Origin of the sequence: Burkholderia sp. BCC0044 (assembly GCF_902832955.1) — a bacterium.
GTDB lineage: Bacteria > Pseudomonadota > Gammaproteobacteria > Burkholderiales > Burkholderiaceae > Burkholderia.
The window spans coordinates 20,858-44,836 of the sequence record NZ_CADFDO010000003.1 but is presented as its reverse complement, the minus strand read 5'-3'; the positions used below and the strand labels follow the sequence as shown (position 1 = coordinate 44,836).

General features: G+C 69.4%; 26 protein-coding genes. 11 read left to right on the top strand and 15 right to left on the bottom strand.

Features of this window, described 5'->3' with window-relative positions:
* Positions 1-214 precede the first annotated feature (214 nt).
* Together HWX14_RS17135 and HWX14_RS17130 are read left to right on the top strand one after the other, a co-directional pair.
* A complete protein-coding gene (locus HWX14_RS17135; protein WP_175883643.1) occupies positions 215-1,678 on the top strand; it encodes a sigma-54 dependent transcriptional regulator in 1,464 nt (487 codons plus the stop codon).
* 691 nt (positions 1,679-2,369) lie between these two features.
* Positions 2,370-2,618, top strand: coding sequence for a hypothetical protein (locus HWX14_RS17130; RefSeq protein WP_175883642.1), 249 nt, complete (start codon positions 2,370-2,372; stop codon positions 2,616-2,618).
* 232 nt (positions 2,619-2,850) lie between these two features.
* Here HWX14_RS17130 and HWX14_RS17125 read toward each other — a convergent pair whose 3' ends face one another.
* On the bottom strand, positions 2,851-3,633 hold the full coding sequence (locus HWX14_RS17125; protein ID WP_175883641.1) for an ABC transporter substrate-binding protein: 783 nt from the start codon (positions 3,631-3,633) through the stop codon (positions 2,851-2,853).
* Between the two features lie 233 nt (positions 3,634-3,866).
* Here HWX14_RS17125 and HWX14_RS17120 point away from each other — a divergent pair, with 233 nt between their 5' ends.
* Both HWX14_RS17120 and HWX14_RS17115 read left to right on the top strand, forming a co-directional pair.
* The gene (locus HWX14_RS17120) at positions 3,867-4,286 is read left to right on the top strand and encodes an MbcA/ParS/Xre antitoxin family protein (RefSeq protein ID WP_175883640.1); all 420 of its coding nucleotides are present in this window, start codon (positions 3,867-3,869) and stop codon (positions 4,284-4,286) included.
* A 29-nt stretch (positions 4,287-4,315) separates the two neighbouring features.
* Positions 4,316-4,984, top strand: a complete 669-nt coding sequence (locus HWX14_RS17115; protein WP_175883639.1) for an RES family NAD+ phosphorylase — start codon at positions 4,316-4,318, stop codon at positions 4,982-4,984.
* A 53-nt stretch (positions 4,985-5,037) separates the two neighbouring features.
* Here HWX14_RS17115 and HWX14_RS17110 read toward each other — a convergent pair whose 3' ends face one another.
* Positions 5,038-5,769, bottom strand: a complete 732-nt coding sequence (locus tag HWX14_RS17110; RefSeq protein WP_175883638.1) for a metallophosphoesterase — start codon at positions 5,767-5,769, stop codon at positions 5,038-5,040.
* Positions 5,770-5,913: 144 nt separating this feature from the next.
* Here HWX14_RS17110 and HWX14_RS17105 point away from each other — a divergent pair, with 144 nt between their 5' ends.
* Positions 5,914-6,567 carry a DUF1345 domain-containing protein gene (locus HWX14_RS17105; protein WP_175883637.1) on the top strand — a complete coding sequence of 218 codons (654 nt, stop codon included), beginning with the start codon at positions 5,914-5,916 and terminating at the stop codon, positions 6,565-6,567.
* A 13-nt stretch (positions 6,568-6,580) separates the two neighbouring features.
* Here the strand turns inward: HWX14_RS17105 and HWX14_RS17100 are convergent, their stop codons facing one another.
* Positions 6,581-7,249, bottom strand: a complete 669-nt coding sequence (locus tag HWX14_RS17100; protein ID WP_175883636.1) for a glutathione S-transferase — start codon at positions 7,247-7,249, stop codon at positions 6,581-6,583.
* A 98-nt stretch (positions 7,250-7,347) separates the two neighbouring features.
* A complete protein-coding gene (locus HWX14_RS17095; RefSeq protein WP_175883635.1) occupies positions 7,348-8,055 on the bottom strand; it encodes a class I SAM-dependent methyltransferase in 708 nt (235 codons plus the stop codon).
* Between the two features lie 316 nt (positions 8,056-8,371).
* Here HWX14_RS17095 and HWX14_RS17090 point away from each other — a divergent pair, with 316 nt between their 5' ends.
* Positions 8,372-10,024 (top strand): DUF3459 domain-containing protein, encoded by a 1,653-nt coding sequence (locus tag HWX14_RS17090; RefSeq protein ID WP_175884608.1) that lies wholly within the window; start codon positions 8,372-8,374, stop codon positions 10,022-10,024.
* Between the two features lie 59 nt (positions 10,025-10,083).
* Here the strand turns inward: HWX14_RS17090 and HWX14_RS17085 are convergent, their stop codons facing one another.
* The 5 genes from HWX14_RS17085 to HWX14_RS17065 form a co-directional block, all read right to left on the bottom strand.
* The gene (locus tag HWX14_RS17085) at positions 10,084-10,668 is read right to left on the bottom strand and encodes a thiamine phosphate synthase (RefSeq protein WP_175883634.1); all 585 of its coding nucleotides are present in this window, start codon (positions 10,666-10,668) and stop codon (positions 10,084-10,086) included.
* A 22-nt stretch (positions 10,669-10,690) separates the two neighbouring features.
* A complete protein-coding gene (locus tag HWX14_RS17080) occupies positions 10,691-12,034 on the bottom strand; it encodes a hemolysin family protein (RefSeq protein WP_175883633.1) in 1,344 nt (447 codons plus the stop codon).
* A 75-nt stretch (positions 12,035-12,109) separates the two neighbouring features.
* On the bottom strand, positions 12,110-12,889 hold the full coding sequence (locus HWX14_RS17075) for a HAMP domain-containing sensor histidine kinase (RefSeq protein ID WP_175883632.1): 780 nt from the start codon (positions 12,887-12,889) through the stop codon (positions 12,110-12,112).
* A 67-nt stretch (positions 12,890-12,956) separates the two neighbouring features.
* A complete protein-coding gene (locus tag HWX14_RS17070) occupies positions 12,957-13,880 on the bottom strand; it encodes a DMT family transporter (RefSeq protein ID WP_175883631.1) in 924 nt (307 codons plus the stop codon).
* Positions 13,881-13,917: 37 nt separating this feature from the next.
* Positions 13,918-14,775 (bottom strand): LysR family transcriptional regulator, encoded by an 858-nt coding sequence (locus HWX14_RS17065; protein WP_175883630.1) that lies wholly within the window; start codon positions 14,773-14,775, stop codon positions 13,918-13,920.
* A gap of 113 nt (positions 14,776-14,888) precedes the next feature.
* On the opposite strand from HWX14_RS17065, the gene HWX14_RS17060 reads away from it, so the two are divergent.
* The 3 genes from HWX14_RS17060 to HWX14_RS17050 all read left to right on the top strand — a co-directional run bounded on the left by HWX14_RS17060 (position 14,889) and on the right by HWX14_RS17050 (position 17,915).
* The gene (locus tag HWX14_RS17060; RefSeq protein WP_175883629.1) at positions 14,889-15,272 is read left to right on the top strand and encodes a tautomerase family protein; all 384 of its coding nucleotides are present in this window, start codon (positions 14,889-14,891) and stop codon (positions 15,270-15,272) included.
* A gap of 140 nt (positions 15,273-15,412) precedes the next feature.
* Positions 15,413-17,032 (top strand): CHAD domain-containing protein, encoded by a 1,620-nt coding sequence (locus tag HWX14_RS17055; RefSeq protein WP_175883628.1) that lies wholly within the window; start codon positions 15,413-15,415, stop codon positions 17,030-17,032.
* A gap of 37 nt (positions 17,033-17,069) precedes the next feature.
* Positions 17,070-17,915, top strand: a complete 846-nt coding sequence (locus HWX14_RS17050; protein ID WP_175883627.1) for a TOBE domain-containing protein — start codon at positions 17,070-17,072, stop codon at positions 17,913-17,915.
* A 181-nt stretch (positions 17,916-18,096) separates the two neighbouring features.
* Here HWX14_RS17050 and HWX14_RS17045 read toward each other — a convergent pair whose 3' ends face one another.
* From HWX14_RS17045 to HWX14_RS17030, 4 genes are all read right to left on the bottom strand, one after another.
* Positions 18,097-18,798, bottom strand: a complete 702-nt coding sequence (locus HWX14_RS17045) for an ATP-binding cassette domain-containing protein (protein WP_175883626.1) — start codon at positions 18,796-18,798, stop codon at positions 18,097-18,099.
* A gap of 64 nt (positions 18,799-18,862) precedes the next feature.
* Positions 18,863-19,540: a molybdate ABC transporter permease subunit gene (modB, locus tag HWX14_RS17040; RefSeq protein ID WP_175883625.1), complete on the bottom strand. Its 678-nt coding sequence runs from the start codon at positions 19,538-19,540 to the stop codon at positions 18,863-18,865.
* 10 nt (positions 19,541-19,550) lie between these two features.
* On the bottom strand, positions 19,551-20,342 hold the full coding sequence (gene modA, locus HWX14_RS17035) for a molybdate ABC transporter substrate-binding protein (RefSeq protein ID WP_175883624.1): 792 nt from the start codon (positions 20,340-20,342) through the stop codon (positions 19,551-19,553).
* Positions 20,343-20,469: 127 nt separating this feature from the next.
* Positions 20,470-21,168 (bottom strand): phosphatase PAP2 family protein, encoded by a 699-nt coding sequence (locus HWX14_RS17030; RefSeq protein WP_175883623.1) that lies wholly within the window; start codon positions 21,166-21,168, stop codon positions 20,470-20,472.
* Between the two features lie 259 nt (positions 21,169-21,427).
* On the opposite strand from HWX14_RS17030, the gene HWX14_RS17025 reads away from it, so the two are divergent.
* Positions 21,428-22,537, top strand: a complete 1,110-nt coding sequence (locus HWX14_RS17025) for a PHB depolymerase family esterase (RefSeq protein WP_175883622.1) — start codon at positions 21,428-21,430, stop codon at positions 22,535-22,537.
* An 80-nt stretch (positions 22,538-22,617) separates the two neighbouring features.
* Positions 22,618-22,794 (top strand): DUF3563 family protein, encoded by a 177-nt coding sequence (locus HWX14_RS17020; protein WP_126367197.1) that lies wholly within the window; start codon positions 22,618-22,620, stop codon positions 22,792-22,794.
* 115 nt (positions 22,795-22,909) lie between these two features.
* On the opposite strand, the gene HWX14_RS17015 is transcribed toward HWX14_RS17020, so the two are convergent.
* Both HWX14_RS17015 and HWX14_RS17010 read right to left on the bottom strand, forming a co-directional pair.
* Positions 22,910-23,329: an organic hydroperoxide resistance protein gene (locus tag HWX14_RS17015; RefSeq protein WP_069618520.1), complete on the bottom strand. Its 420-nt coding sequence runs from the start codon at positions 23,327-23,329 to the stop codon at positions 22,910-22,912.
* Positions 23,330-23,492: 163 nt separating this feature from the next.
* Positions 23,493-23,945: a MarR family transcriptional regulator gene (locus HWX14_RS17010; protein ID WP_175883621.1), complete on the bottom strand. Its 453-nt coding sequence runs from the start codon at positions 23,943-23,945 to the stop codon at positions 23,493-23,495.
* Between the last annotated feature and the right edge of the window lie 34 nt (positions 23,946-23,979).

Below are 23,979 nucleotides of genomic sequence, written 5' to 3'. Positions count from 1 at the left end.
CGGTCGCGCGCGGCGTCCGCCACCGGGATAACACCCATCTAGCCGCGGGCCGGCCGCATCGATATACCGTTCATGGCAACGCCGACCTCTGGCGCGATTCATGCGCTGGGGGATTTTATTCGGACGGAAATACGGCCAATATGTCGGTTCGATCGTGTCCGTCGTACGCGGCGGCGAGCCGGCGCGCGATACCAACGCCAAGCGGGGAACAACGATGGTTGCAAGGTCACCCGACGCAAACGGGCACGCGGCGCCCGAGATGACGGACGTGTCCGTCACCGCTCCCGAGGCCGGACGCAAGCTGTTCGTGATCATGCGCACGCCGGACGAGCCGTTGCTGGCGCAACTGCGCGGGCTCGGCTGGGAGATCGCGGTCGCGAAGACGGCCGGCGCCGCGCAGAACATGACCTCCGGCGTGAGCGTGGCCGCCGGGCTGGTCGATTTCACCGGGTTCACGTCGCGCGACTATCCCGCGCTGAAGATGTGCCTGAGCCAGCCGGCGATCGGCTGGATTTCCATCGCGCAGGCCGGCATCACGATCGGCCCCGCCGTGCGCGAACTGATCCGCAGCTATTGTTTCGATTACGTGACGCTGCCGCTGCCGTACGAATGGATTTCGCACGTGCTCGGCCATGCGCGCGGGATGGCCGCGCTCGATCGCGTCGACGGCGCGGCTTATGCGGCGTCGATCGGCGAACACGGGATGATCGGCAACTGCGAGGCGATGCAGCAGTTGTTCAGCACGATCCGCAAGGTCGCGAAGACCGACGCGAGCGTCTTCATCTCGGGCGAGTCGGGCACCGGCAAGGAACTGACGGCGCTCGCGATTCACGAGCGCTCCGGCCGCGGCAAGGGGCCGTTCGTCGCGATCAATTGCGGCGCGATTCCGCATCACCTGCTGCAGTCGGAGCTGTTCGGCTATGAGCGCGGCGCGTTCACCGGCGCGAACCAGCGGCGCGCGGGCCGGATCGAATCGGCGAACGGCGGTACGCTGTTTCTCGACGAGATCGGCGACATGCCGGTCGAAAGCCAGGCGAGCCTGCTGCGCTTCCTGCAAGAAGGCAAGATCGAGCGGCTCGGCGGGCAGGAATCGATCGCGGTCGACGTGCGGATCATCTCGGCCACGCACGTCGATCTCGACGGCGCGGTCGAGGCCGGGCGCTTCCGCGCGGATCTCTATCACCGGCTGTGCGTGCTGCGCATCCACGAGCCGCCGCTGCGCGCGCGCGGCAAGGACATCGACATCCTCGCGCACTACGTGCTGCAGAAATTCAAGGCCGACAGCGGCCGCAAGATCAGCGGCTTCACGTCGGCCGCGCTCGACGCGATGCGGCGCTACGAGTGGCCCGGCAACGTGCGCGAACTGATCAACCGCGTGCGGCGCGCGATCGTGATGGCCGAGAGCCGGCTGCTGACGCCGCACGATCTCGGGCTCGACACGCCCGGCGAAACCGAACCGGTGACGCTCGAACAGGCGCGGGCGCTGGCCGAGCGCACCGCGATCGAGAACGCGCTGCTGCGCAACGACCACCGGATCAACAAGGCCGCCGCCGAACTCGGCATTTCACGCGTGACGCTCTACCGGATGATGATCGAGCACGGGCTGAACGATCGCGACAACAGCGGCGGACACGACGACGCGCCGCCGGACGACGCCGGGCATCAGCGGGTCGGCTGAGCGGCGCGCGAACCGGCTCGGCGGCGCGTCCACAGCCGGTGCGGCGCGAACGCGACGGGCGGCACGGCATGGCCAAGGTACGGATCATCGTGGACGGTCGCTCGGGCAGCGTGAGGGCGCGTGAAGCGGTGTCGCGGTATCGCCATGCGACCGGCCGCCGCGTCCGGCGTCGAGCAGCGCCGTGCGGTGTTTCGTGCCGCCGCCGGCATGTAAAGCGCATGAAACATTTCGGGTGGGCCGCCGGGCGAATTTCCGTGGCGAACGGGGCCGATCGGCCCGCCTCCCCGCCGGTAAAAATTCCGCGCTCCATTGTTCAGCCTTATTCCGCAAGGCCCCGCCGCGACACGGCCGGCGCGTGCTCCGGCGCCGACGTTTCAGTTTCGCAACTTCCGGCATGCGACGCTTGTTCCGGCCGTCAGCCGGCCCGGTCACCCCCTTGTCCGGCCGGGCTCGCGCAGCGCTGGCCCGGTCCTTGCGAAGAAGGGCGTGCGAGAGTCGACGACGCGAGGTCCGTCCGGTCAGGCAGCGAAAGCTTCCGGTACCGGCCAGGATGCAGTCCGCGGGGATGCGGCGCCCGAGCGCGGTGCAGCGATCGCGTCACGGCGAGCACGGAGCGTCGTCGCCTGATCGCCGGGGCATCGGCATCGTCCGGTTGCCGGAACAAACACCAGACAGCAAACGGGGTAGAAAAATGATCGATCGTCACACGCCGCGGTCCGCAGGCCGCGATCGCAGTGATTCGGGACATCGCCGCGCGAACGTCGCGCTTGCGGCCGGCCGGCATGCCTCGACAGGCCATCTCTGCACGCCCGGTGCGAGGCGGATCCGGCTGGTTGCCGGTCATCCGCGCCGGGTCGGCACTTTCCTGCACGCAAACCCGATCCGCATGGGCATGTGCACACGGGCGCCGATGCCGCGACGCCCGATCTTCGCCTATTGAGTCGGGCCGCACGACGTCCGTTCGCGTTGCCCGTCGTTGCCGCGAACGATTGATCGGTAATCCGAACGATGGCCGAAGCGTCGTGCCGCGGGCAGCGTACAACGCAGGAAGCAAGCAGACAAGCATTCGATGCAGCGGCGCACCACGCGATGCCGTTGCGATCCGGTTGCAAGGGGAGGGCGGTCGGACGCGCGCGACGGAAGCAGTCATCCGTACGCGCGCGACGCCGTTTTCAACTGCCGTAGATGTCGAAGTCGAAGTACTTCGATGCGAGCCGCTTGTAGGTGCCGTCCTTGACCATGTCGGCGATCGCGCGATCGATCTTCGCCTTCAGGTCGGTGTCCTCCTGGCGCAGGCCGATGCCGGCGCCGATGCCGAGCACCTTGTCGTCGACGAGTTCGGGCCCGACGAACGTGTAGTTCGCGCCGCGCGGCGATTTCAGGAATCCGATCGCGGCCTGCACTTCATCCTGGAGCGCCGCGTCGAGGCGGCCGGCGATCAGGTCGGCATACACGCCGTCCTGGTTCTGGTACGACACGACGTTCGCGCCTTGCTTGCCCCAGTACGCCTTCGCATACGTCTCCTGCGTCGTGCCCTGCTCGACGCCGATCGATTTGCCCTTCAGCGATTCGGCGGTCGGCAGCAGCGACGAGCCCTTCTTCACGACGAGCCGCGTCGGCTGGTTGTAGATCTTCGTCGTGAAGCCGATCTGCTGCGCGCGCTGCGGCGTGATCGACATCGACGACAGCACCGCGTCGAACTTCTTCGCCTTCAGCGCCGGAATCATCCCGTCGAAATCGTTCTCCAGCCACACGCATTTCGCCTTCAGGCGCGCGCAGATCTCGTTGCCGAGGTCGATGTCGAAGCCGACGAGCTTGCCGTCGGGCGCCTTCGATTCGAACGGCGCATAGCTGGCGTCGGTGCCGAAGCGGATCGTGGTCCAGTCCTTCGCGATGGCGGGCCCTGCCGATACCGCGAGCAGGGCGATCGAAACAGCGGCAATCAGTCTCTTCATGGTGCGTTCCTTGGCGTGGTGCATCCGGTTGCTGCGCGACACGGTCTCCACGGACACGACCCGCGCCGTGACGCGGTGTCCGCACGGCCATTAACGCAGAAAATAAAATAAGAGTCCAGAATGGACAAAAAATATCGATTTGTCGGATCGGCGGCCCCTTCGATGGTGCGACCCTTGCAAAAATACGAGAATGGACTAATCTTGTTAGTAAATTCGTTTCGAGACTAACCGTCATGTCACAGCCCGCTTACGATTCGCATTCCGCCGTGCCGCATGCTTCGGTCGCGCAGATGTCGACGGCCGGCCTGCGTGCGTTTTTCAACATCGCGCGCGACTGGGAACTGACGATCGACGAGCAGATCGTGCTGCTCGGGTCGCCCGGCCGTTCGACGTTCTTCAAGTGGAAGGCCGCGCCGGAATCGGCGCGCCTGCCGCGCGATACGCTCGAGCGGCTGTCGCTGCTGCTCGGCATCTACAAGGGCTTGCAGATCCTGCTGCCGCAACCCGCCGCGGCCGATGCATGGGTCAAGCGGCCCAACGATGCGGCGCCGTTCGGCGGCAAGCGCGCGCTCGACCGGATGCTGGCCGGCAACGTCGGCGATCTGGTGGCCGTGCGGCAATATCTCGATGCGATGCGGGGTGGCTGGGCGTGACGACACCGATCGAAGTCACCCGGTGGCCCATGACCACCGTCGACTGGGCGCCCGCCTATCGCGTGATTCCCACCCGTTTTCCGGCCATCAACCTGTTCGACCGCGTCGCGTCGGCGGACGATTTCGACGCGCTCTACGCGCTCGAATCGCTGACCAACGACCGCATCCGCAACGAAGTCGGCACGCTCGACCTCGTACCGCCTGCCGAGCGCCGCTACGGGCAGGGCTGGGGGCCGATCATGGCCGCGTTCACGCACCTGAATCCGCTGGGCAGCCGTTTTTCGGACGGCAGCTACGGCGTGTTCTACTGCACGCGCTCGCGCGACACGGCGATCGCCGAGACGCGCTATCACAGCGGGCTGTTCCTCGCCGCGACGAAGGAGCCGCCGATGCGCCAGCAGATGCGGCTCTATACCGTGCTCGCGCACGGCGACGTCGCCGACGTGCGCACATGGCCGCAGCGCGATCCCGCGTTACTGCATCCGGTCGACTACAGCGCGGGGCAGGCGTTCGGCCGCGCGGTGCGCAATGCGGGCGGCATGGGGATCGTCTATCCGTCGGTGCGCGATCCGCGCGGCGAATGTCTCGCCGCGTTCCGCACGACGCTGCTGCGCGACTGCCAGCATGCGGCCTATCTCGAATACAACTGGAACGGCTCGGCCGTCGATGCGGTGTTCGAACTGAATCAGGTCGGCTAGGGTTCGCTTGGCCGGGCACGGCGGGCCGTTGCGTTGCGCGCCGGGCCAGCGCGTCACGGCAGCGGCCAGTCGCCCGCGTGGCGTTCGCGCGCTTCGGCCTGCGTCATCGACCAGGTGCGGCCGGTGCGCGGCTCGGCGAGCGTGAGCCGCCCGGCCGGCGCGAACGCACCCGTATCGATGAACCATTGCGCGCCGATCCGCTGCGGCGTACGCACGGGCGTGTGCCCGGTGCAGGTCAGCGATAGCCCTGCCTGTCGCGCCGGATCCGCGAGCCCCTGGACGAGATCGCGGCCCCAGATCAGCCGCTCGCGCACGTCGTGCGCGTAGCTGCCGGTATCGAGATCCGCGTCCGAGCCGAAGAACTCCGCATGCAGCACGTTGAAGCGCGCCGGGCCGTCGCCGATCACGCGCACGAGCGGCAATGCGTCGACGCGCGCCGCATGCGCGCGCAGCTTCTCCGGCGGCAGGTCGGCGCCCCAGTCGCCGCCGATCCCGCGCCACGCGTCGGGCGGCAGCTTGCCGCGCGCGACGAGGCTCAGCACTTCCTCGTGATTGCCGCGCACGACGTGGCACCACGGCCGGTCGAGCAGGTCGAGCGCGGTGTCGGAGGCCGGGCCGCGGTCGACGAGATCGCCGACCGAGAACAGCCGGTCGCGGGCCGGATCGAAGCGGACGTCGTGCAGCAGCGCGCGCAGCACGTCGACGCAGCCGTGCAGGTCGCCCACGACGAAGTCGCGGCCGGCCGTGTTCGCAGGATGGCGGCAGAGCAGGGCGGTGGCGGTCATCCCCTTATCTTAGGCGCTCCCTGGGCGCTCGCGCCCATCGCCACGTCACGACGGAATGGCGATAATCGGGGCGCGTTACCCGCCGGCGCAGGAGCCCTCCCGCGCACCGGCCGAACCCTTTCCATCTGCTTTCGGAATCACACGATGACGCTTTATCCGCAGGTATTACGCAACCGGCCACGCATGGTCGCGGCGTTCGTCGCCGGCGTGCTGTGCGCGGTGCTGCTGCCGTTCCCGCTGCGCGCCACCGCGCGGGCGCTGATCGGCTGGGATTGCGCGGTCTGGTTGTATCTGGTGTTGATGTGGGTGCGCATGGTCACCGCGCATCATCACAAGGTGCGCGAAGTCGCGATCCGCGAGGACGAGAACGCGACGACCGTGCTGACCGTCGTGTGCCTCGCGACCGTCGCGAGCGTGGCCGCGATCGCGATCGAACTCGCGACGGCGAAGAGCGTCGGCTTCAGCGCGGGGCTCAGCCACTACGCGATCACGGGCGCGACGCTGTTCGGCGCGTGGTTCCTGATCCCGACGATCTTCACGCTGCACTATGCGCGGCTCTATTACGGCTCGCCGAGCAACGATCGCGCGCTCCGTTTCCCGGACCGGAACCCGGAGCCCGACTACTGGGATTTCCTGTATTTCGCGTTCACGCTCGCGGTCGCGTCGCAGACGGCCGACGTGTCGCTCGCGAACCGCTCCGCGCGGCGCTCGGTGCTCGCGCAGTCGATCCTGTCGTTCTACTTCAACATGGCCGTGCTCGGCCTGTCGATCAACGTCGCGGCGGGGTTGCTGAGCTGACGCCGGTTACTGGTTACCTGAGCAGGTCGTACCGGCCGCCGCGCTCCAGCGCCCGCTGGTACGCCGGCCGCGCATGGATCGTGTCGAGAAAGCGCGCGATCGCGGGATACCGGCTGCCGCCGCCGCGCGCGGTCGCGGCTTCGAGCGGAAAGCTCATCTGGATGTCGGCCGCGCTGAAGCCGTCGCCGACGAACCAGCCGCTGCGCGCCAGCGCGCCGTCGACATGGCCGAGATGCAGGTCGATCTGCGGATCGACGAAACCCGACTGCAGCGTCGCGGCGATCTTGCGCGCGATCGGTCGCGCGAAGAACGGCATCGGCGCATGCGCGATCCGCAGCGCGACGAGCTTGAGCAGCAGCGGCGGCATCGCCGATCCTTCGGCGTAGTGGAGCCAGTACGTGTAGTCGTGCCGCTCGGGCGAGCCGGGCGGCGGCGCGAGACGCCCGTCGCCGTAGCGTTCGACCAGGTACTCGATGATCGCGCCCGATTCGGCGAAGGTGCGGCCGTCGTCGGTCACGACGGGCGACTTGCCGAGCGGATGGATCGCGCGCAATTCGGCCGGCGCGAGCATCGTCTTCGGATCGCGCTCGTAGCGCACGATCTCGTACGGCACATCCAGTTCTTCGAGCAGCCAGAGCACGCGCTGCGAACGCGAGTTGTTCAGGTGATGGACGGTGAGCATGTCGAGGCCGGGAAGGGGGCGGGAACGACATCATACCGAGCGCGTGCGGCGCGTTCGCGAATCGCGTGGCGCGCGCCGTTGCGGGCCGCCTCGAACCGTCACGCGCGCCGCACCGCGATCCACGCGCCCCAGAACAGGCTCGCGAAAAAACGCAGCGGCGCATCGAAGCCCGCGTCGCGCAGCAGCGCGAACACGGCTTCCTCGGACACAGGCGGATCGGCGCCCTGCAGGATCTTCGCGAGTTGCGCGCGCACGGCGTCAGGCGTGGCGCCCTTCATGCGCCAGCGCTGCTGCCACGCGTCGAGCAGGCGCGGGTGGTCCGCGTAGCGGCGATGGTTGCCGGCGAGCACGAGCAGCGCGCCGGGCTTCAGGCGCCGCGCGATCGCGTGCAGCAGCGCGGCTTTCGCGTCGTCGCCCGGCACGTGATGCAGCACGCCGATCAGCGTCGCGCCGTCGAACGCGGGCGCGTCGGGCAACGCGTCGACGCCATCCTCGACGAACGTCGTACGCGCGCCGAAACCCGCGGCTTCGACGTTCGAGCGCGCGAGCGCGAGCATCGGCGCGGACGGGTCGACGGCCGTGAATTGCCAGCCCGGTTCGAGCGCGGCCGCGACGCAGATCTCCTGTCCCGTGCCGCCCGCGCCCGCGACGAGTATCCGCGCATCGGCCGCACCGATCGCCGACGCGAGCATGCATGCGGCGAGTTCGTGGCACGCATCGTAGCCGGCGAGCGCGATGCGCGATTGCTCGGCATATTCGTGTGCGCGTGACGGATCGAATTTCGCGGCGCTGGCGGGAAGCGACATGGCGGAGTTCCTCGGGATGGGGCGGACGACATGTCCGCGAGCATGACCCCGAGCGTAGGGGCGCGCGGCCGGCGCAACAAGGCGAGCAATCATTCCGGTATGCCGACTACCCGACTCGCAGGCGCATGCAGGCCGGTCGCCAGCGGCGGTTTTCCAAGGGTCGATTCGCATTTAAAAATGTCTGACTACGATGCATCGACGTGGCGAATCCGGCGCATACTCGTTTCTCTCCCCCCGCCTGGCCGTCGCATGCCGGGCCCCGATGCGCTGCGCCATCGGCGCGGCCATGCCGCTCGGCACGCACGAGGAGCGCATGATGTCCGATTGTCCGCACGATCCGTACGCGCAGCACTACATCCATTGTTTGCCGTTTGGCGCGCAGCCCTGCGGCGCGCTCAGCGCGACGCCGCGCACGCATTTCCGCGTGTGGGCGCCCGGCAGCACCCACGTCCAGCTCGAACTCGATACCGGCTACGGCCCGATGCTCGTGCCGATGACGAGTGCCGGCCCGAACTGGTTCGAAGTCTTCGTCGAATGCGGCGCGGGTGCGCGTTACCGCTATCGCCTCGACGATACCGTGTCGATTCCCGATCCCGCGTCGCGCTCGCAACCCGAGGGGCTCGACGGTCCGAGCGAGGTCGTCGATCCGCGCGCGTTCACGTGGCGCAATACGTTCTGGCATGGGCGCGCGTGGGAAGACATCGCGCTCTATGCGATCCGCCCGCACGCGGTGGGCGGCTTCGACGCCGTGCGCCGCCGCCTGCCGCGGCTCGCGCGCCTCGGCGTGACCGCGCTGGAGTTGCTCGCGTCGCCGCACGACAGCCTGCCGTTCGCGCCGCTCGCGGCCGAAGGCGGCCCCGACGCGCTGAAGGCGCTGATCGACGATGCGCACGGCTACGGTCTCGCGGTGCTGCTGGAACTCGACTACGCGCGCTTCGGCAGCGGCACCGATGCGTTGCGCCACTACGCGGGGCCGTTCTTCCATACGCGCGACGATCCGCTGCAGGCCGCGCCGCTCGCGCTCGATCATCCGGAAGTCTGCGATTTCTTCTGCGACAACGCGCTGTACTGGATCGACGAATACCGCTGCGACGGGCTGCGCCTGCGCGAAGCCGACCGGATCGGCGTGTCGTGGCTGCGCGAGATCGCGGATCGCGTGCGCGCCGCCGTGCCGGCCGACCGGCTGATCCACCTCGTGCTCGGCAGCGAGCGGCATCCCGCGCATCTCGCCGATACCCATTTCGATGCGCAGTGGAACGGCTGCGGCGAACGCGCGCTGCACCGGCTCACGGGGCGCGACGCGTCGGCGCATGAAGGCATTTCCACGCACCAGTCGATTCATACGCTCGCCCGCGCGCTGACCGCGGCCGGCGCGGCGTACCAGCCGGCCGCGTCGGCGGACGGGATGGCCGCCGACAGCAGCCTGTCGCTGACCTCGCTCGTGCTGTCCGATGGCGCATGGCGCGATAGCGGCCCCGGCGATCAGGGGCAGGCGGCCGGCCTCGCCGCGCTCGCGCTGTCGCTGCTCACGCCGCAGATCCCGCTGATCTTCGATGAAACCGCGCGCGACATCGATCGTGCGCATTTCGTGCAGTCGGCGCTCGCGGTGCGCGCGAAGCTGATCGCGCCGCGGCTGTCCGATTGCCGGCCGCAGGCAGCCCATGCGCTGAAGGCGGACGGCGACGGCGATGCCGACGCGCTGTGCGCATCATGGCGGCTCGCCGACGACGAGACTTTGACGATCGCGTTGAACCTGTCGCCCGACGCGGTGCCGTTCGACGCACCGGTCGGGCGGGTGGTGTTCGAGACGCCGGCACGCGCGCGCGACCGGGTCGATGAAGGGGAATTGCCGCCGTATTCGCTCGTCGCGTGGCTGACGGGCGACGTCAATCGCTACGCGCTGACGCACGACGTGCGTCGCATGGACGACGGTTCATGGCGCGGAATGCGTCCGAACCTGAATGCATGAGCCGATGAACGCGTGAAGCGGCGCGGTCGTGTGCGGCCGCGCTGCCGGAAAGCACCGAATTACCAGAACCCGCGAATGCCCGCGACGCCGTACGCGCCGTGACGGCGCGCGTCGTCGAGGTGCGCGCGCGTCATGCCGCCGAGCGCGAACACCGGCATCGCGGCCTGCGCGGCCAGCGCGTCGAATCGAGCCCAGCCGAGCGTCGGCGCGCCGGGGTGGCTGAGCGTCGGCAGCACCGGCGACAGCGTGACGAAATCCGCACCGGCGCGCGCGGCCAGCAGCAGGTCGTGTTCCGCGTGGCATGCGGCGGACACCCATCGTCCGGCCGGCAGCGGCCGCTGCGCGACGGCGCGCAACGCGGTGCCGTCGAGATGCCAGCCGGCGCCGTCGAGCCGCATCACGCCGGCTGCATCGATCGGGCCGTTCAGCATCAGATGCGCGCCGGCTGCGTCGCAGCGCGCGAGCGCCGCGGCGGCCAGCGACGCAAACGCGGCTGCATCGAGCGATTTCACGCGCAGTTGCACGAGCGTTTCGCCGCGCGCGAGCACGGCCGATAGCCGGTCGAGAAACGCGGCCCGATCGGCCGCCGACGCGGACGCCGGTTCCGGCGTGATCACGCAGCAGCGCGGCAGCGTCGCGTTCATCGCGCGGCGCGACGCGCGGCCGTCATTCGTCGGCCTCTTTCGCGATCTTCGGATAGACGCGCACGAGCACGATGCGCGGCCCGTTCATCTTCTTCACGACGACGTCGAAGCGGTCGAACGACACGCGCTGCCCTTCGGTCGGCAGGTCGCTCAACGCCTGGATCACGAGGCCGCCGACCGATTCCGCGCGGCCTTCGTCGATGTCGATGCCGAGCGCCTGCTCGAGCGACACGACGGGCAGGCTGCCCTTGCCCATCAGCGTGCCGTCGTCGAGGCGGCTCCAGTCGGCGTCTCCCTGACGGAATTCGTCGTGGATCTGCCCGACCAGCGCGCCGAGCAGGTTGTCGAGCGTCAGGAAGCCGATCGGCTTCTCGCCCTTGTTGCCGACCAGCGCGAAGTGCGGGGCGCCCTTGCGGAAGCGGCGGAACAGCTCCAGTGCCGGCGTGTCGGGCTTCACGTACTGGACCGGGCGCACGTAGTCGGACAGATCCTCGAGCGCGGCGCCCGCGTGACGCGCGAGCAGCAGGTCCTTCAGGTGGATCAGTCCGCTCACCTGTTCGCGCGACGCATCCTCGAACAGCGGATAGCGGCTGAAACGGTGCCGCGCGACGATCTCCATGTTGTCGGGCAGCGGCAGGTCGCGCCGCAGGCCGATCATTTCATGGGCCGGCCGCATCAGGTCCGACACGGTCATCGACGAGAAATCGAGCGAATGCGCGAGCGTGTTCCACTCGTCGTTGCTGTACGTGCCGCGCGCCGGCTGCGCCGCATTGCCGGCCGCGCTGCGGCGGCTGCGCAGGATCAGCTTCAGCTCGTCGGTCGAATAGTGCGCGTCGCCGCCGTGGTCGGCCGACAGCCCCGCGAGCCGCAGCACCGCGTTGGCGCTGGTGTTGAGCACCCAGATCGCCGGATACATCGACCAGTAGAACGCGTAGAGCGGCAGCGCGACCCACAGGCCGACCTTTTCCGGCTGGCGGATCGCCATCGATTTCGGCGCCAGTTCGCCGACGACGATGTGCAGGAACGAGATCAGCGAGAACGCGAACACGAGCGAAATCAGGTGCACGACGCGTTCGGACTGGACGCCGATCAGGTCGAGCAGCGGGCCGATCAGTTCCGCGAACGCCGGTTCGCCGACCCAGCCGAGGCCGAGCGACGCGAGCGTGATGCCGAGCTGGCACGCGGAAAGATACGCGTCGAGCCGGCCGTGCACGATGCCGAGGATGCGCCCGCGCAGCCCGTGCTTGCGGGCGAGGGTCTTGACGCGCGTCGCGCGGAGTTTGACGAGGCCGAATTCGGCCGCAACGAAGAACCCGTTCAGGGCCACCAGGAACAACGCGCCGATGAGCGCGAAGATCTGTAACAAAGAATCGCTCCGGTTATGACAGGCCCATCAGTATAGAGCCGGAAAGGAATTTGTAATGTGTCGGCGGCCGCTTGCTTACACGGGCGCCTCGCAGGGAATCGAGAACGTGAGGGTGGCGGGCGCGCCGTCGGCGAACACGTCGTGCGCGAACGTGCCGCCGTGCGCGAGGGCGACGCGCTGGCACAGCGCGAGCGTCCACGCGCTGCGTTTCGTGTCGCGCTCGCGCAGCATCTCGCGCCGCGCGAACGATTCGAACGCGTGCGGCTGCGCGGGATCGACGAGCACGCTGGCGTTCACGGTGCAGGCGGCGCGCGCGGTGAACTGCGCGCCGTCGCGCGTGCACGTGAAAGCGACGCGGCTGCCCGCGGCGCTGGCCTCGACGGCCGTCGTCAGCAGGGTCCAGAGCGCCTGCGCGACGCGTTCGCGATCGACGGTGAGCGACGGCTCGCCGTCCGGCAGCGTCGTGTCGAGCGTGACCTGGCGTGCGTCCGCGAGCGCGAAACGCACGAGCGCGATCGTCTCGTCGAGCAGCGCGCGCAGCGCGAACGGCTGCGGCGCGAGCGTGAGCGTGCGTGTTTCCGCGCGCGGCGCGTCCAGCACGCCATCGATCAGCGCGACCTGCTGGTCGATGCCCGTGCGGATGCCCGCGAGCGCGCGCTGCAGGTTCGGATCGGCGTTGGCGAGCTGGCGTTCGAGCACGTAGGCCCAGCTGTGCATTGCATTCAGCGGGCTGCGCAGGTCGTGCGAGGCGGTGGAGAGCGCCTGGTCGCGCAGGAACAGCGCCGCCTGGGCGGCGTAGTGCGCTGCGCGTTCGCGCAGCAGGTCGGCGGCGGGATCGACGGAAATGGACGTCACGGAGCTGGCCTGTCGGAAGCGGTTGGCGTGGAAGTCACGCGAATCGCCATTATAGGGACGGTGAGCGTCACGCCGGCAGCGCGTCCTCGTCCTTTTTCCGCGCGTCGCCGTTCGGCAGCAACTGGCACGCGAGCAGGCCGGCCAGCATCAGCGCGCAGCCGACGAGCGCGCGCAGCGTCAGCGTTTCGCCGAGCGCGGCCCAGCCCGCGATCGCCGCGAACACGCCTTCCATGCTGAAGATCACGGCCGCGTGCGCGGGCGCCGCGTCGCGTTGCGCGACGACCTGCAGCGTATAGCCGACCCCGACCGACAGCAGCCCGCCGTACAGCAGCGTCGGCAGCGCGCCGCGCAGCATCGCGACGCTGACCGGCTCGACCGCCAGGCCGACCGCGAGACACGCCACGCCGCACACGGCGAACTGCAGGAATGCGAGCACGAGCGGATCGTGGCGCTTCGCCAGATGGCCGACCGCCATCACGTGCGCGGCGATGATGACGGCGCCCGCGAGCTGGAACCAGTCGCCGTAGAGCACCGAGAAGTGCTCGTCGATGCTGAGGAAATACAGGCCGATCGCGGCCAGCAACGCGCCGAACCACGTGCCCGCGCCGATCCGGTGGCGCGCGAGCGCGCCCATCAGCGGCACGATCACGACGTACAGCGAGCTGATGAAGCCGGCGTTCGCGATCCGCGTGTATTGCAGGCCGACCTGCTGCAGCGAGATCGACACGGCGAGCAGTCCGCCGAGCGCGACGCCCGGCAGCAACAGCGCCGGTTCGCGCCGGATCGCCGCGAGCTGCGCGCGCGACGCCGCATTCAGCATCAGCAGCGGCACCAGCACGAGCGCGCCGAGCAGGAAGCGCAGCCCGGTGAACAGGAACGGGCCGATCACGTCGAGGCTCAGGCGTTGCGCGACGAAAGCGGAGCCCCAGATCGCGGCGGCGCCGAGCATCAGCAGGTTGGCGCGAAGGTGCTTGCGGGCGTCGGGCTTCATCGGAATTCGTCTGGAGATTGCGGAGGAGCCCGCTAGTTTACGCCGAGATTGCAAGACTGTCGGTGAACCTGCGCAGCGCGGCGGCGGCACGGGCGTCGCGGACGCGCGAATACAGCACGACCTGCGATTGCGGCAGCGGCGGCAGCCCGAATTTCGCGCCGACGTCGACCAGCGTGCGCGGGGCGACGCGCCGCGCGAGCGGACAGACGGCGAGCCCCGCCGCGGCGGCCGCCGCGACCGCCGCGACCCCGCCGCCCGTGAAGCGCTCGCGCCACGGCAGCCCCGCGCGGTCGAGCGCGCGCAGCGCGGCGGCCCGCACGCCGCAGGGGCCGGCCAGCACCGCGAGCGGCAGCGGCTCGCCCGCGCGCGGCGCCCAGTCGGGCGCGGCGAGCCAGGCCAGCGGCTCGGTGAACAGCGGCGTGGCGTCGTCGCGCGGCGGATCCTCGCCGGGCTCGTGCCGGGCGATCACCGCGTCGAACCGCCGTTCGTCGTATTGCGGGAGCAGGCTCGTCGACGCGCCGAGATGCATTTCCAGCGACAGCCCCGGATCCTGCCGGTGCAGGCTCGTCAGCACGGCCGGCAGGTCGGGCACCGCGACGTGCTCGCTGACGCCGAGCGACAGGCGCACCGTGCCGCTCGAGATCGCGCCGAGCGCATGCTCGTGCGCGTCGAGCAGCGCGCGGGCGGCCGGCAGGAAATTCTCGCCGTCGGCGGCCAGCTTGACGACGCGCGGCGTGCGCGCGAGCAGCGGCTTGCCGAGATGAGCCTCCAGCCGCTTCAGCTTCAGGCTGACGGCCGATTGCGTGGTGCCGAGCGCATCGGCGGCGCGGGTGAAGCTGGCGAGGTCGGCGACCAGCACGAACGCGCGGACGGCATCGAGATCGAGTACTTTCATTTCAAATGAAAATGGATGAAATATTCATCAATGACTGTTTATTATAGGTGCGCGCGCCTAACCTGACGCTGTGTTTTCGTTCTTCAACGTCATTCACCGACAGGAGCAGCACCATGCCATTCACCCGTATCGCCGTACGCGAAGGCAAACCGGCCGCCTACCGCAAGGCCCTCGTCGACGGCGTGCAGCGCGCGCTGATCCAGACGTTCAACGTGCCCGAGGACGACATCTTCATGGTCGTGACCGAGCATGCGGCCGAGAACTTCGTGTTCGGCCGCCATTACCTCGATATCGAACGCAGCGACGATCTCGTGATCATCCAGATCACCGCGAACAACACCCGCACGCTCGAGCAGAAGCGCGCGCTGTACCGGACGATCGCCGACAACCTCGCGCAGCAGCCCGGCGTGCGGCAGGAAGACGTCTTCATCAGTCTCGTCGAGGTGCTGAAGGAGAACTGGTCGTTCGGCAACGGCATCGCGCAATACGCCCTCTGACGTGCCGGCTTGACCTGCCACAGCGCGGCGGGGCCGGATCGGCGCCTGCGCGTGGGGGGCGGCGTGTACTATGGAAGCTGCTTCACGAGCGACGCCGGCGCGGTCGATGCGCCGGCGATCCTTCATGTGCAGGAGCCTCCATGTCGCGTGTGCTGGAAATCGTGTTGTCGTTGTCGCTGGAAGGGTGGCCGGTCAAGGGCGCAAGCCGTGCCCGTGGCGCGCAGCGCGACTTCGGCGCCGAACTCGTGCGCGCGTGGCGGATCTGCCCGCAGGTCCGGATGCGGCGCGGCCACGAGCGCGTGACGATCGAGCCGTGCCAGATCGAGGAGGCCGAGCGGAGCCCCGGCGCAAGCTGGTGGACCTGGGTCGAATCGAACGCACACGGCACGCGGGTCGTTGCATCGCGCACCGAGACGTTCGCCCCCGGTGTCACGCAGCGCGAGCTGTTCGACGCGGAGCACGCGGGCATCGTCGTCGCGGCGCCGCTGCCGGTGCCCGCGACGGCCGGCGCAGCCGATGCCGACGCGCCGGCCACCGACGTCGACGGCATTGCGCCGGACACCGACGAAGCGCGGGCCCAGGCGTCGGCGCTGCGCATCATCAGCGAACGGCGGCGCGGGCGCTGGGCCGACGACAGCGGCGTCGGGGTCGAAATGACGCTCGACGACATCACGCTGCACGGCGGTGGCGAGCCGCCGCGCCGCTACGTCGAGCTGCGCCTGGCCGCGCCCGACTGGGAAACCGTGGCCGCGCGCGCGGCCGCGCTGCGCGCGCTGTTTGCCGCGGCGCGCGAACTGAGCGGCGCGTGGCCGGCCTTCGTGCAACTGACGAGCGTGATCGACCGCGCCTGTGCGGGCGGGCCGGTGGCCGCCGCGCTGGTCAAGGCGCAGCCCGTCGACCTGACCGGCATCCGCACGCAGCGCGCCGCGCTGTTCGCGCTGTCCCGCGACATCACCGCGCAATGGCTCGGCAACGAATCCGGCGTGCTCGATCGCGACGATCCCGAATTCGTGCACCAGATGCGCGTCGCGCTGCGCCGCCTGCGCACGCTGATGCGGTTCTTCCCGCGCTTCACCGACCGTCAGTGGAAGGACACGCTCGGCGTCGACCTGCGCTGGCTCGCCAAGCTGCTCGGCACGGTGCGCGACTGGGACGTGTTCGCCACCGAGAGCCTGCCCGCGCTGATCGCGGCCGACGGCGGCCGCAGCGACTGGGACGGCACGCTCGACGCCGCCCGTGCGCAGTCGATGGCCGCGCGCGTCGAACTGCGGCAGGCGCTGCATTCGGCCCGCTATGCGCGGCTGACGCTCGGCTGGCTCGAATGGCTGAGCGCGCTCGCGCTGCCGGCGGCCGACGGCGACGACGCGCCGTCGCTGCGGCGTCACGCGACCAAGCGCGTGCGGCGGCTGTTCGGTCATCTCTACGGATCGCCGTCGCTCACGTCGCTCGACACGGCCGCGCGCCACCAGGTGCGGATCGATGCGAAGCGGCTGCGCTACGCGCTCGAATTCTTCGCGTCGCTGGCGTCGCGCCGCACGCGCACCGAGACGGTCAAGACGCTGGCGCGTGTGCAGAGCGTGCTCGGCGAAGCGAACGACGCGATGGTCGCGCTGCACCATCTCGAGCAACTGTCGGCGCCGCCGTACCAGCTCGGTTTCGTGCGCGGCTACGGCGCCGCGCTCGAACAGCGGGCTGCACGCGACGCCGAGACGCTGCTCGCCAGCCTGCGGCCGCCGAAGCTCGACGGCAAGCCGGGCTGAGCGCCGCCTCTATAATGGCCGCCCGTTTCCCGCACGCATGCCGATGACGACCGACGCCCCGCCTTCTTCCTCGTCCGCCGAACCGCTCGAACTGGGCGGCGAGCTGTGGCTGCGCGCCGGCGAACAGACGCTCGGCGGCGCGACGCGCATCGCGCTGCTCGCGGCGATCGGCGACACCGGTTCGATCACGCGCGCGGCGAAGGCCGTCGGCCTCAGCTACAAGGCCGCGTGGGACGCGGTCGACACGATGAACAATCTCGCCGGCGAACCGCTCGTCGCGCGTTCGACGGGCGGCAAGGGCGGCGGCGGCACGACGCTGACACCGCGCGCGACGTCGCTGATCGCCGCATTCCGCACGATCGAGCGCGAGCATCGCCGCTTCATCGAGGCCGCGAGCGCGGCTGTTGCCGGCTTCGACGTCGACTGGGCGCTGATCGGCCGGATCGGGATGAAGACGAGCGCGCGCAACCAGTTGTTCGGCAAGGTCGCGTCGCTCGTGCGCGGCACCGTCAACGACGAGGTGACGCTCGCGCTGCCGGGCGGGCAATCCGTCGTCGCCGTGCTGACGCACGAAAGCGCCGAGGCGCTCGGGCTGCGGGAAGGCGTGGACGCGTGCGCGCTGGTGAAGGCGTCGTGGGTCGTGCTCGCGGTCGACGACGGCGGGCCCGACCTGAAGGTGTCCGCGCGGAACCGGCTGTGCGGCAGCGTGGAAGCCGTCGCGGCGGGGGCGGTGAACAGCGAGGTGACGCTGGCGCTCGACGGCGGCGGAACGCTGACGGCCGTCGTGACCAACGACAGCGTCGATGCGTTGCAGCTCGCGGCCGGCCGGCGCGCGATCGCGCTGTTCAAGGCGTCGAGCGTGATTCTGGCGGTGACGGGCTGACCGGGCCGGCAGCGCGGCTCGCGTTGGCCGGCGGCCGTCGTGCGAGGCGGGGCGAAGCCGGTGCCGCACGCGTTTGCATCGCACCGGCTTCGTTTCCGCTTTCAGCATGTGCCGCGACGCGGCGGCTCTCAGGCTCCAACGTGGCGGCCAGCGCCACGCTCACGACCACGGCCTCGCGCGCTCAGGTGACGCGCGTCGGCCACTCGGCGTGCGGCGGGTTCGCCTGCACGCGTCCTTCGCTCAACTGCACGACCTGGTCGCCGAACGCGGCGACGTCGTCGGGGTCGTGCGAGATCAGCACCATCGGGATGTCGAGCCGCGCCTGCAGCTCGGCGAGCTCATGGCGCATGCGCTGGCGCATCGCGCCGTCGAGCGCCGCGAACGGTTCGTCGAGCAGCAGGATGCGCGGCTGCGCGACCAGCGCACGCGCGAGCGCCACGCGCTGCTTCTGCCCGCCCGACAGTTGCGACGGATATTGCCCCGCGAGCGATTCGAGATCGAACGCGCGCAGCCAGTACGCGACCTCCGGCGGCGCCGTCTTCGCGCGCGGGTTGCGCAGGCCGGACGTGAGCCCGAACGCGATGTTCTGCCGCACGTTCAGATGGGGAAACAGCGCGTAGTCCTGGAACAGGTACGCGACCCGGCGTTCGCGGGTCGGCACGTCGATGCGGCGCGCGGCGTCGAACAGCGGCTCGCCGTTCAGCGTGATCGTGCCTTCGTCGGGCGTCAGCAGCCCGGCGATCGCCTGCAGCGTCATGCTCTTGCCCGCGCCCGACGGCCCGAACAGCACGACGCGCTGCGTCGTCGCCGTGAACGACATGTCGAGCGTGAAGCGGCGCTCGGCGTTCGCGTAGGTCTTGCGGATGTCGACGACGAGGCTCATCCGAACCTCCGCCGAAGCGGGCCGGCCGCCGGACGACGGACGCGATACGGGCAGCGCGGGCGCTTCATGTCAGCTGGCTCCCCCGCGCGCGCGACGGCACGAGCCAGCCGGTCGCGAGCAGCACGAGCACGCAGGTGATCGACGTCACCAGCACGAGGAAATTGGCCGTGTTGTCGTCGCCGGCCTGTACGGCCGCGTAGATCGCGACCGACAGCGTCTGCGTGCGGCCGGGCAGGTTGCCGGCGATCATCAGCGTCGCGCCGAATTCGCCGAGCGCGCGCGCGAACGCGAGCAGCGCGCCCGCGAGAATCCCGCGCGTGGCGACCGGCAGCGTCACGCGGAAGAACACCGCGGCTTCGCCGAGCCCGAGCGTGCGCGCGGCGCGCTCGAGATGCGGATCGACGCCCTCGAACGCCGCGCGCGCCGATTTCAGGATCAGCGGAAACGCGACGACCATCGACGCGATCACCGCGCCTTGCCACGTGAACACCAGCGCGATGCCGAACTTGTCGAGCCACGCGCCGAACACGCCGCGCCGGCCGAGCAGCACGAGCAGGTAATAGCCGAGCACCGTCGGCGGCAGCACGAGCGGCAGCGTCAGCACGGAATCGACGACGTCGCGCAGCGGCGAGCGCCAGCGCGCGAGCACGAACGCGGCCGCGACGCCGAGCACGATGTCGAGTGCGGTCGCCCAGCCGGCCACCTTCAGCGACAGCAGCAGCGGGACCCAGGCGTCTTGCATCGCGAGTCGCTCACTTGGCGGGCTTGAAGCCGAACGTCGACAGCACGGCCTGGCCCTGCGACGACGCGACGAAATCGATGAACGACTGCGCCTGCGCGGCGTGGCGGCTGTCCTTGACCACGGCGATCGGGTAGGTGATGGCCGTCCGGGTCGGCACCGTCAGCGCGACCTTCACGCGGCCCGGCATGATCGCCGCGTCGGTGCCGAACACGAAGCCCGCGTCGACCTCGCCGCGCGCGACGTAGTCGAGGCTCTGGCGCACGTTGGCGGCCAGCACGCCCTTCGCGCTGACGGCATCCCACACGCCGGCCGCGCGCAGCGCGCCTTCGGTGTAGCGGCCGACCGGCACCGAGGCCGGGTCGCCGTACGCGATGCGCTTCACGCCGGGCGCGGTCAGGTCGTTCAGCGATGTCGGCGCGGCCGCGCGGCTGTCCGCCGGCACGATCAGCACCAGCGAGTTCGCGGCGAAATCGCGGCGCGTGCCGGGCACGATCACCTTCTCGTTCACCGCGCGATCCATCGCCTTCTGGTCGGCCGACGCGAACACGTCGGCCGGCGCGCCCTTGGCGATCTGCTGCATCAGCACGTCCGATGCGCCGAAGTTGAACAGCACCTTGGTGTCCGGATGCTGCTTCTCGTACGCGTCGCCGACGGCCTTGAACGCGTTCGTCAGGCTGGCGGCCGCCGACACGACCAGTTCATCGGCGGAAGCAGGCGCGCTGAACGCGACCCCGGCGGCAAGCGTGGCGATCGGCAGCAGGCGAAGCAGGGCGCGGCGAAGCGGGCGGGCGGTTGAGCGCATGGGGATTCGTGTTGAATGGGTGGAAACCGTAATCGTAATATAGGGTGGGTTATAACGCTCGACATACTGCTCATGCGACGGTGCGCATGAAAGGGTCGGACGTGAAAAGGGATGGCCGGGCGGCCGCTCACGCGTGAAGCGTGGGCGGCGCCGATTCGGTGCGCTGCAGCGACGACGGCTGCGACGCGGGATGGTAGTTCGGATTGGCCTTCCAGCGCGCGCGGACGAACGGGCGCTCGTGGCCCGACAGTTCCAGCGCGACCTTGGTGACCCAGCGATGCGACGGCACCGTGATCCCGTGCAGCGCCACGGTGACGAGCGCGAGGCTCGCGACGACCGCCGGCACCGACCAGCGGTGCGGCGCCGCGCGCCATGAGCCGGCGATGAACGCGAGCGCGGCGATCGCGCCGACGATGCAGCCGGTGATCGATTCGGACGGCGAATGCGCGGCGAGCGCGACCCGCGACACGCCGACCGCGACGCCGGCCGCCAGCCCGAGCGCGATGCCGGCGATCCGCACCGGCGTGCGCGTGCGGATCAGCGCGAGGAAAATCGCGACCGGATACACCGACGTCGACAGCATCGCATGGCCGCTGAACCCGGTGAAATCCCACGCGCGGATGCCGATGCCCCAGCCGAGGAACGCGATCTTCGTGAGCGCCACCACGCCGATCGCGGCCGCCAGCACGCCGAGCCACGCGGCCGCGCGCTGCCACGAGTAGCCGAGCGCGAGCCAGACGGCAATCGTGATCGCGAGCGGCAAGGTCAGGCCGGCGCCGCCGAATGCGGTGATCATGATCCACAGGTGAGAGGGCAGGTCGAACATCGGGAAGGGGACGAACGAAGGCGGGGAGAATGCTTAAATCAACGCGCGAGCCGGGAAGAACGACTACAACGGATACAAGCGACGAAACCCCAGTATAGCGCCGCGTCCGCATGAGGCCCGTTTTTTGCGCCGCGGAGAACGACCGGCGTGCAGGAAAAATCCTGGAAACAATGTTATGGTGCATTGCACAAAGTCGAACGATGCATCCGTTGCGGCGCTTTGATGGCGCCCCTATTTTTCCTGACTGCGAGCCCGATCGATGACCAAAAGTCTGACCAAGGTGTGGCTGGGCGGCATGAAACGCATGCTGTCCCCGGCCGCCAAACGCGCGGCGCGCGATGCGCAGCGCATCACCCGCGACGCACTCGAGGCCGCGGCCTCGTCTGCCGTGGCCGATCCGTCCCCGCCACGCGAATCGCGCGTGCGGCCGCGCGCGGCCGCATGGGCGGCGGGTGACTGGACGCGCGGCGAACATCCGATGGCGCCCGCGCTCGGCCGCCTCGTCCAGAATCTCGCGTACGGGCTCTACGTGCCGCCCGGCCGCCGGCGCGGCGCGATGCCGCTCGTCGTGATGCTGCACGGCTGCCAGCAGTCGGCGGACGAATTCGCGCAGGGTACGCGAATGAACCTGCTGGCCGACAAGCACGGCTTCGCGGTGCTGTATCCGGAACAGTCGCCGCGCGCGCACGCACACGGGTGCTGGCACTGGTATGAAGACACCGACCGCGCGGGCCGCGGCGAGGCGGACACGGTGGCGTCGCTGGTCGACGCGCTGGTCGACGAGCACGGTTTCGACGCGTCGCGCGTCTACGTCGCGGGGCTGTCGGCCGGCGCCGGGCTCGCAGCGCTGCTTGCGCTGCACCACCCGGACCGTTTCGCGGCGGTCGCGTTGCACTCCGGCCCCGCGCTCGGCGAGGCGAATTCCGGCATCACCGCGATGGACGTGATGCGCCGCGGCCTGCGGCAGAACCCGGCCGCGGCGGTCGACGCGCTCGTCGATGCCGGCGCGTATCCGGGCATGCCCGCGCTGATCGTCCAGGGCGACGGCGATCATGTCGTCGCGCCGAAGAATGCCGATCAACTGACCGTCCAGTTCATGCGCCTGAACGGGCTCGCCGACAGCCGGGGCGCGCTGCGCGGCGGCGAGCGCGTCGAGACACGCAAAACGGGCGTACAGATTACCGACGTGTGCCGCGACGGCGAGCCGGTGGTGCGGCTGTGCCGCGTGAAAGGGCTCGATCACGCGTGGGCCGGCGGCGACGAAGCCGTGCCGTTTCACGCGGCGGTCGGCCCTGACGCAAGCGCGATGATCTGGGCTTTTTTCGAAACCCATCAGCGAACTGTGGCGACCGAACGACGCACCGTCTGATCGATGCTGGTCAAAGCCTAGGGTTTTCCCTATAATTCGGGAAAACCCTAGTCCAGAACCTTTGAACAGCGAGATCGACCATGTACCTGCTGAGCCACCTCTTCCTGATGCTGACCAAGAATGCTGACAAGGCCGCGAAAGAGCGCGCCGATGCGTACCTGGCCGAAGCCACCGACATCTACGACCTCGAATTCCGCATGCGCAAGATCGATCGCGAAGCGGCAATGAACCGTCCGTATTCGATCGGCGCGCGCTAAGCGGCGCACGCGGGCCTGCCGGCCCGCCATTTCGACGAATCGCGCAAAAGGGCGCGTGCGGCATGATGCCGCACGCGCCCTTTTTGTATTTCCTGAACCCGGAACCTGCGTCGCGTCAGACGACCGTCAGGCGCACCGGCACGTTGTTGCGCGTGGCGTTCGAATACGGGCACACGTGGTGCGCCTTGTCGACCAGCGCCTGCGCGTCGTTCTTGTCGAGCCCCGGCAGCGACACGCGCAGCTCGATGTCCAGCCCGAAGCCGCCTGCGTCGTTCGGGCCGATGCCCACTTCCGCCGTCACTTGCGTATCGGCCGGCAGCGTCTGCTTGTTCTGGCCCGCGACGAATTTCATCGCGCTCAGGAAACAGGCCGAGTAACCTGCGGCAAACAGCTGCTCCGGATTCGTGCCTTCCGCGCCCGTGCCGCCGAGTTCACGCGGCGCGGCCAGCTTCACTTCCAGCTTGTGGTCGGCGGATACCGCGCGGCCGTCGCGGCCGCCCGTGCTCGTGGCGCTGGTCTTGTACAGAATGTTCATCGTGCAGCTCCTGTCGGGAAGAGAGGGGAAAAGCGGTCCGGTCGAACGGGATGTCGCCGGCCACACGCAAAATATAGAACACTAATCATTAGTGTGCAAATGAAATTTTGAAGAAAAACCCGGCAGGGCCGGGCAGGTCGGTCCGAACTCGAGCGTGTGAGGGTCAGCGTTCGTTGGCCGCCGACAACGCGTCGCGCAACTGCTGGAGATCGGCGCGCAGCCTGATCAGGAAGTCGGGCGTCTGCTGCATCGCGCAAAAGAGGTCGGCGGGCACCGAGCGCGCGCGGTCCTTCAGCGCACGGCCTTCCGGCGTCACGCGCACGTTGACGACGCGCTCGTCGGCCGCGCTGCGCACGCGTTCGACGTAGCCGAGCGCTTCCAGCCGCTTGAGCAGCGGCGTGACCGTGGCCGGATCGAGGTCGAGCCGCGCGGCGATGTCCTTCACGGCCATGTCGTCGCGCTCCCACAGCACGAGCATCGCGAGATATTGGGGGTAGGTCAGCGACAGCTTGTCGAGCAGCGGCTTGTACGCCTTCGTCATCGCGTGCGAAGTCGAGTAAAGCGCGAAGCAGAGTTGCTCGTCGAGCGTCTGGGGCAGCGGAGGCAGGCGATCCATGATTCGGGAAGCGCGGCGGATGCGCTAACGATTT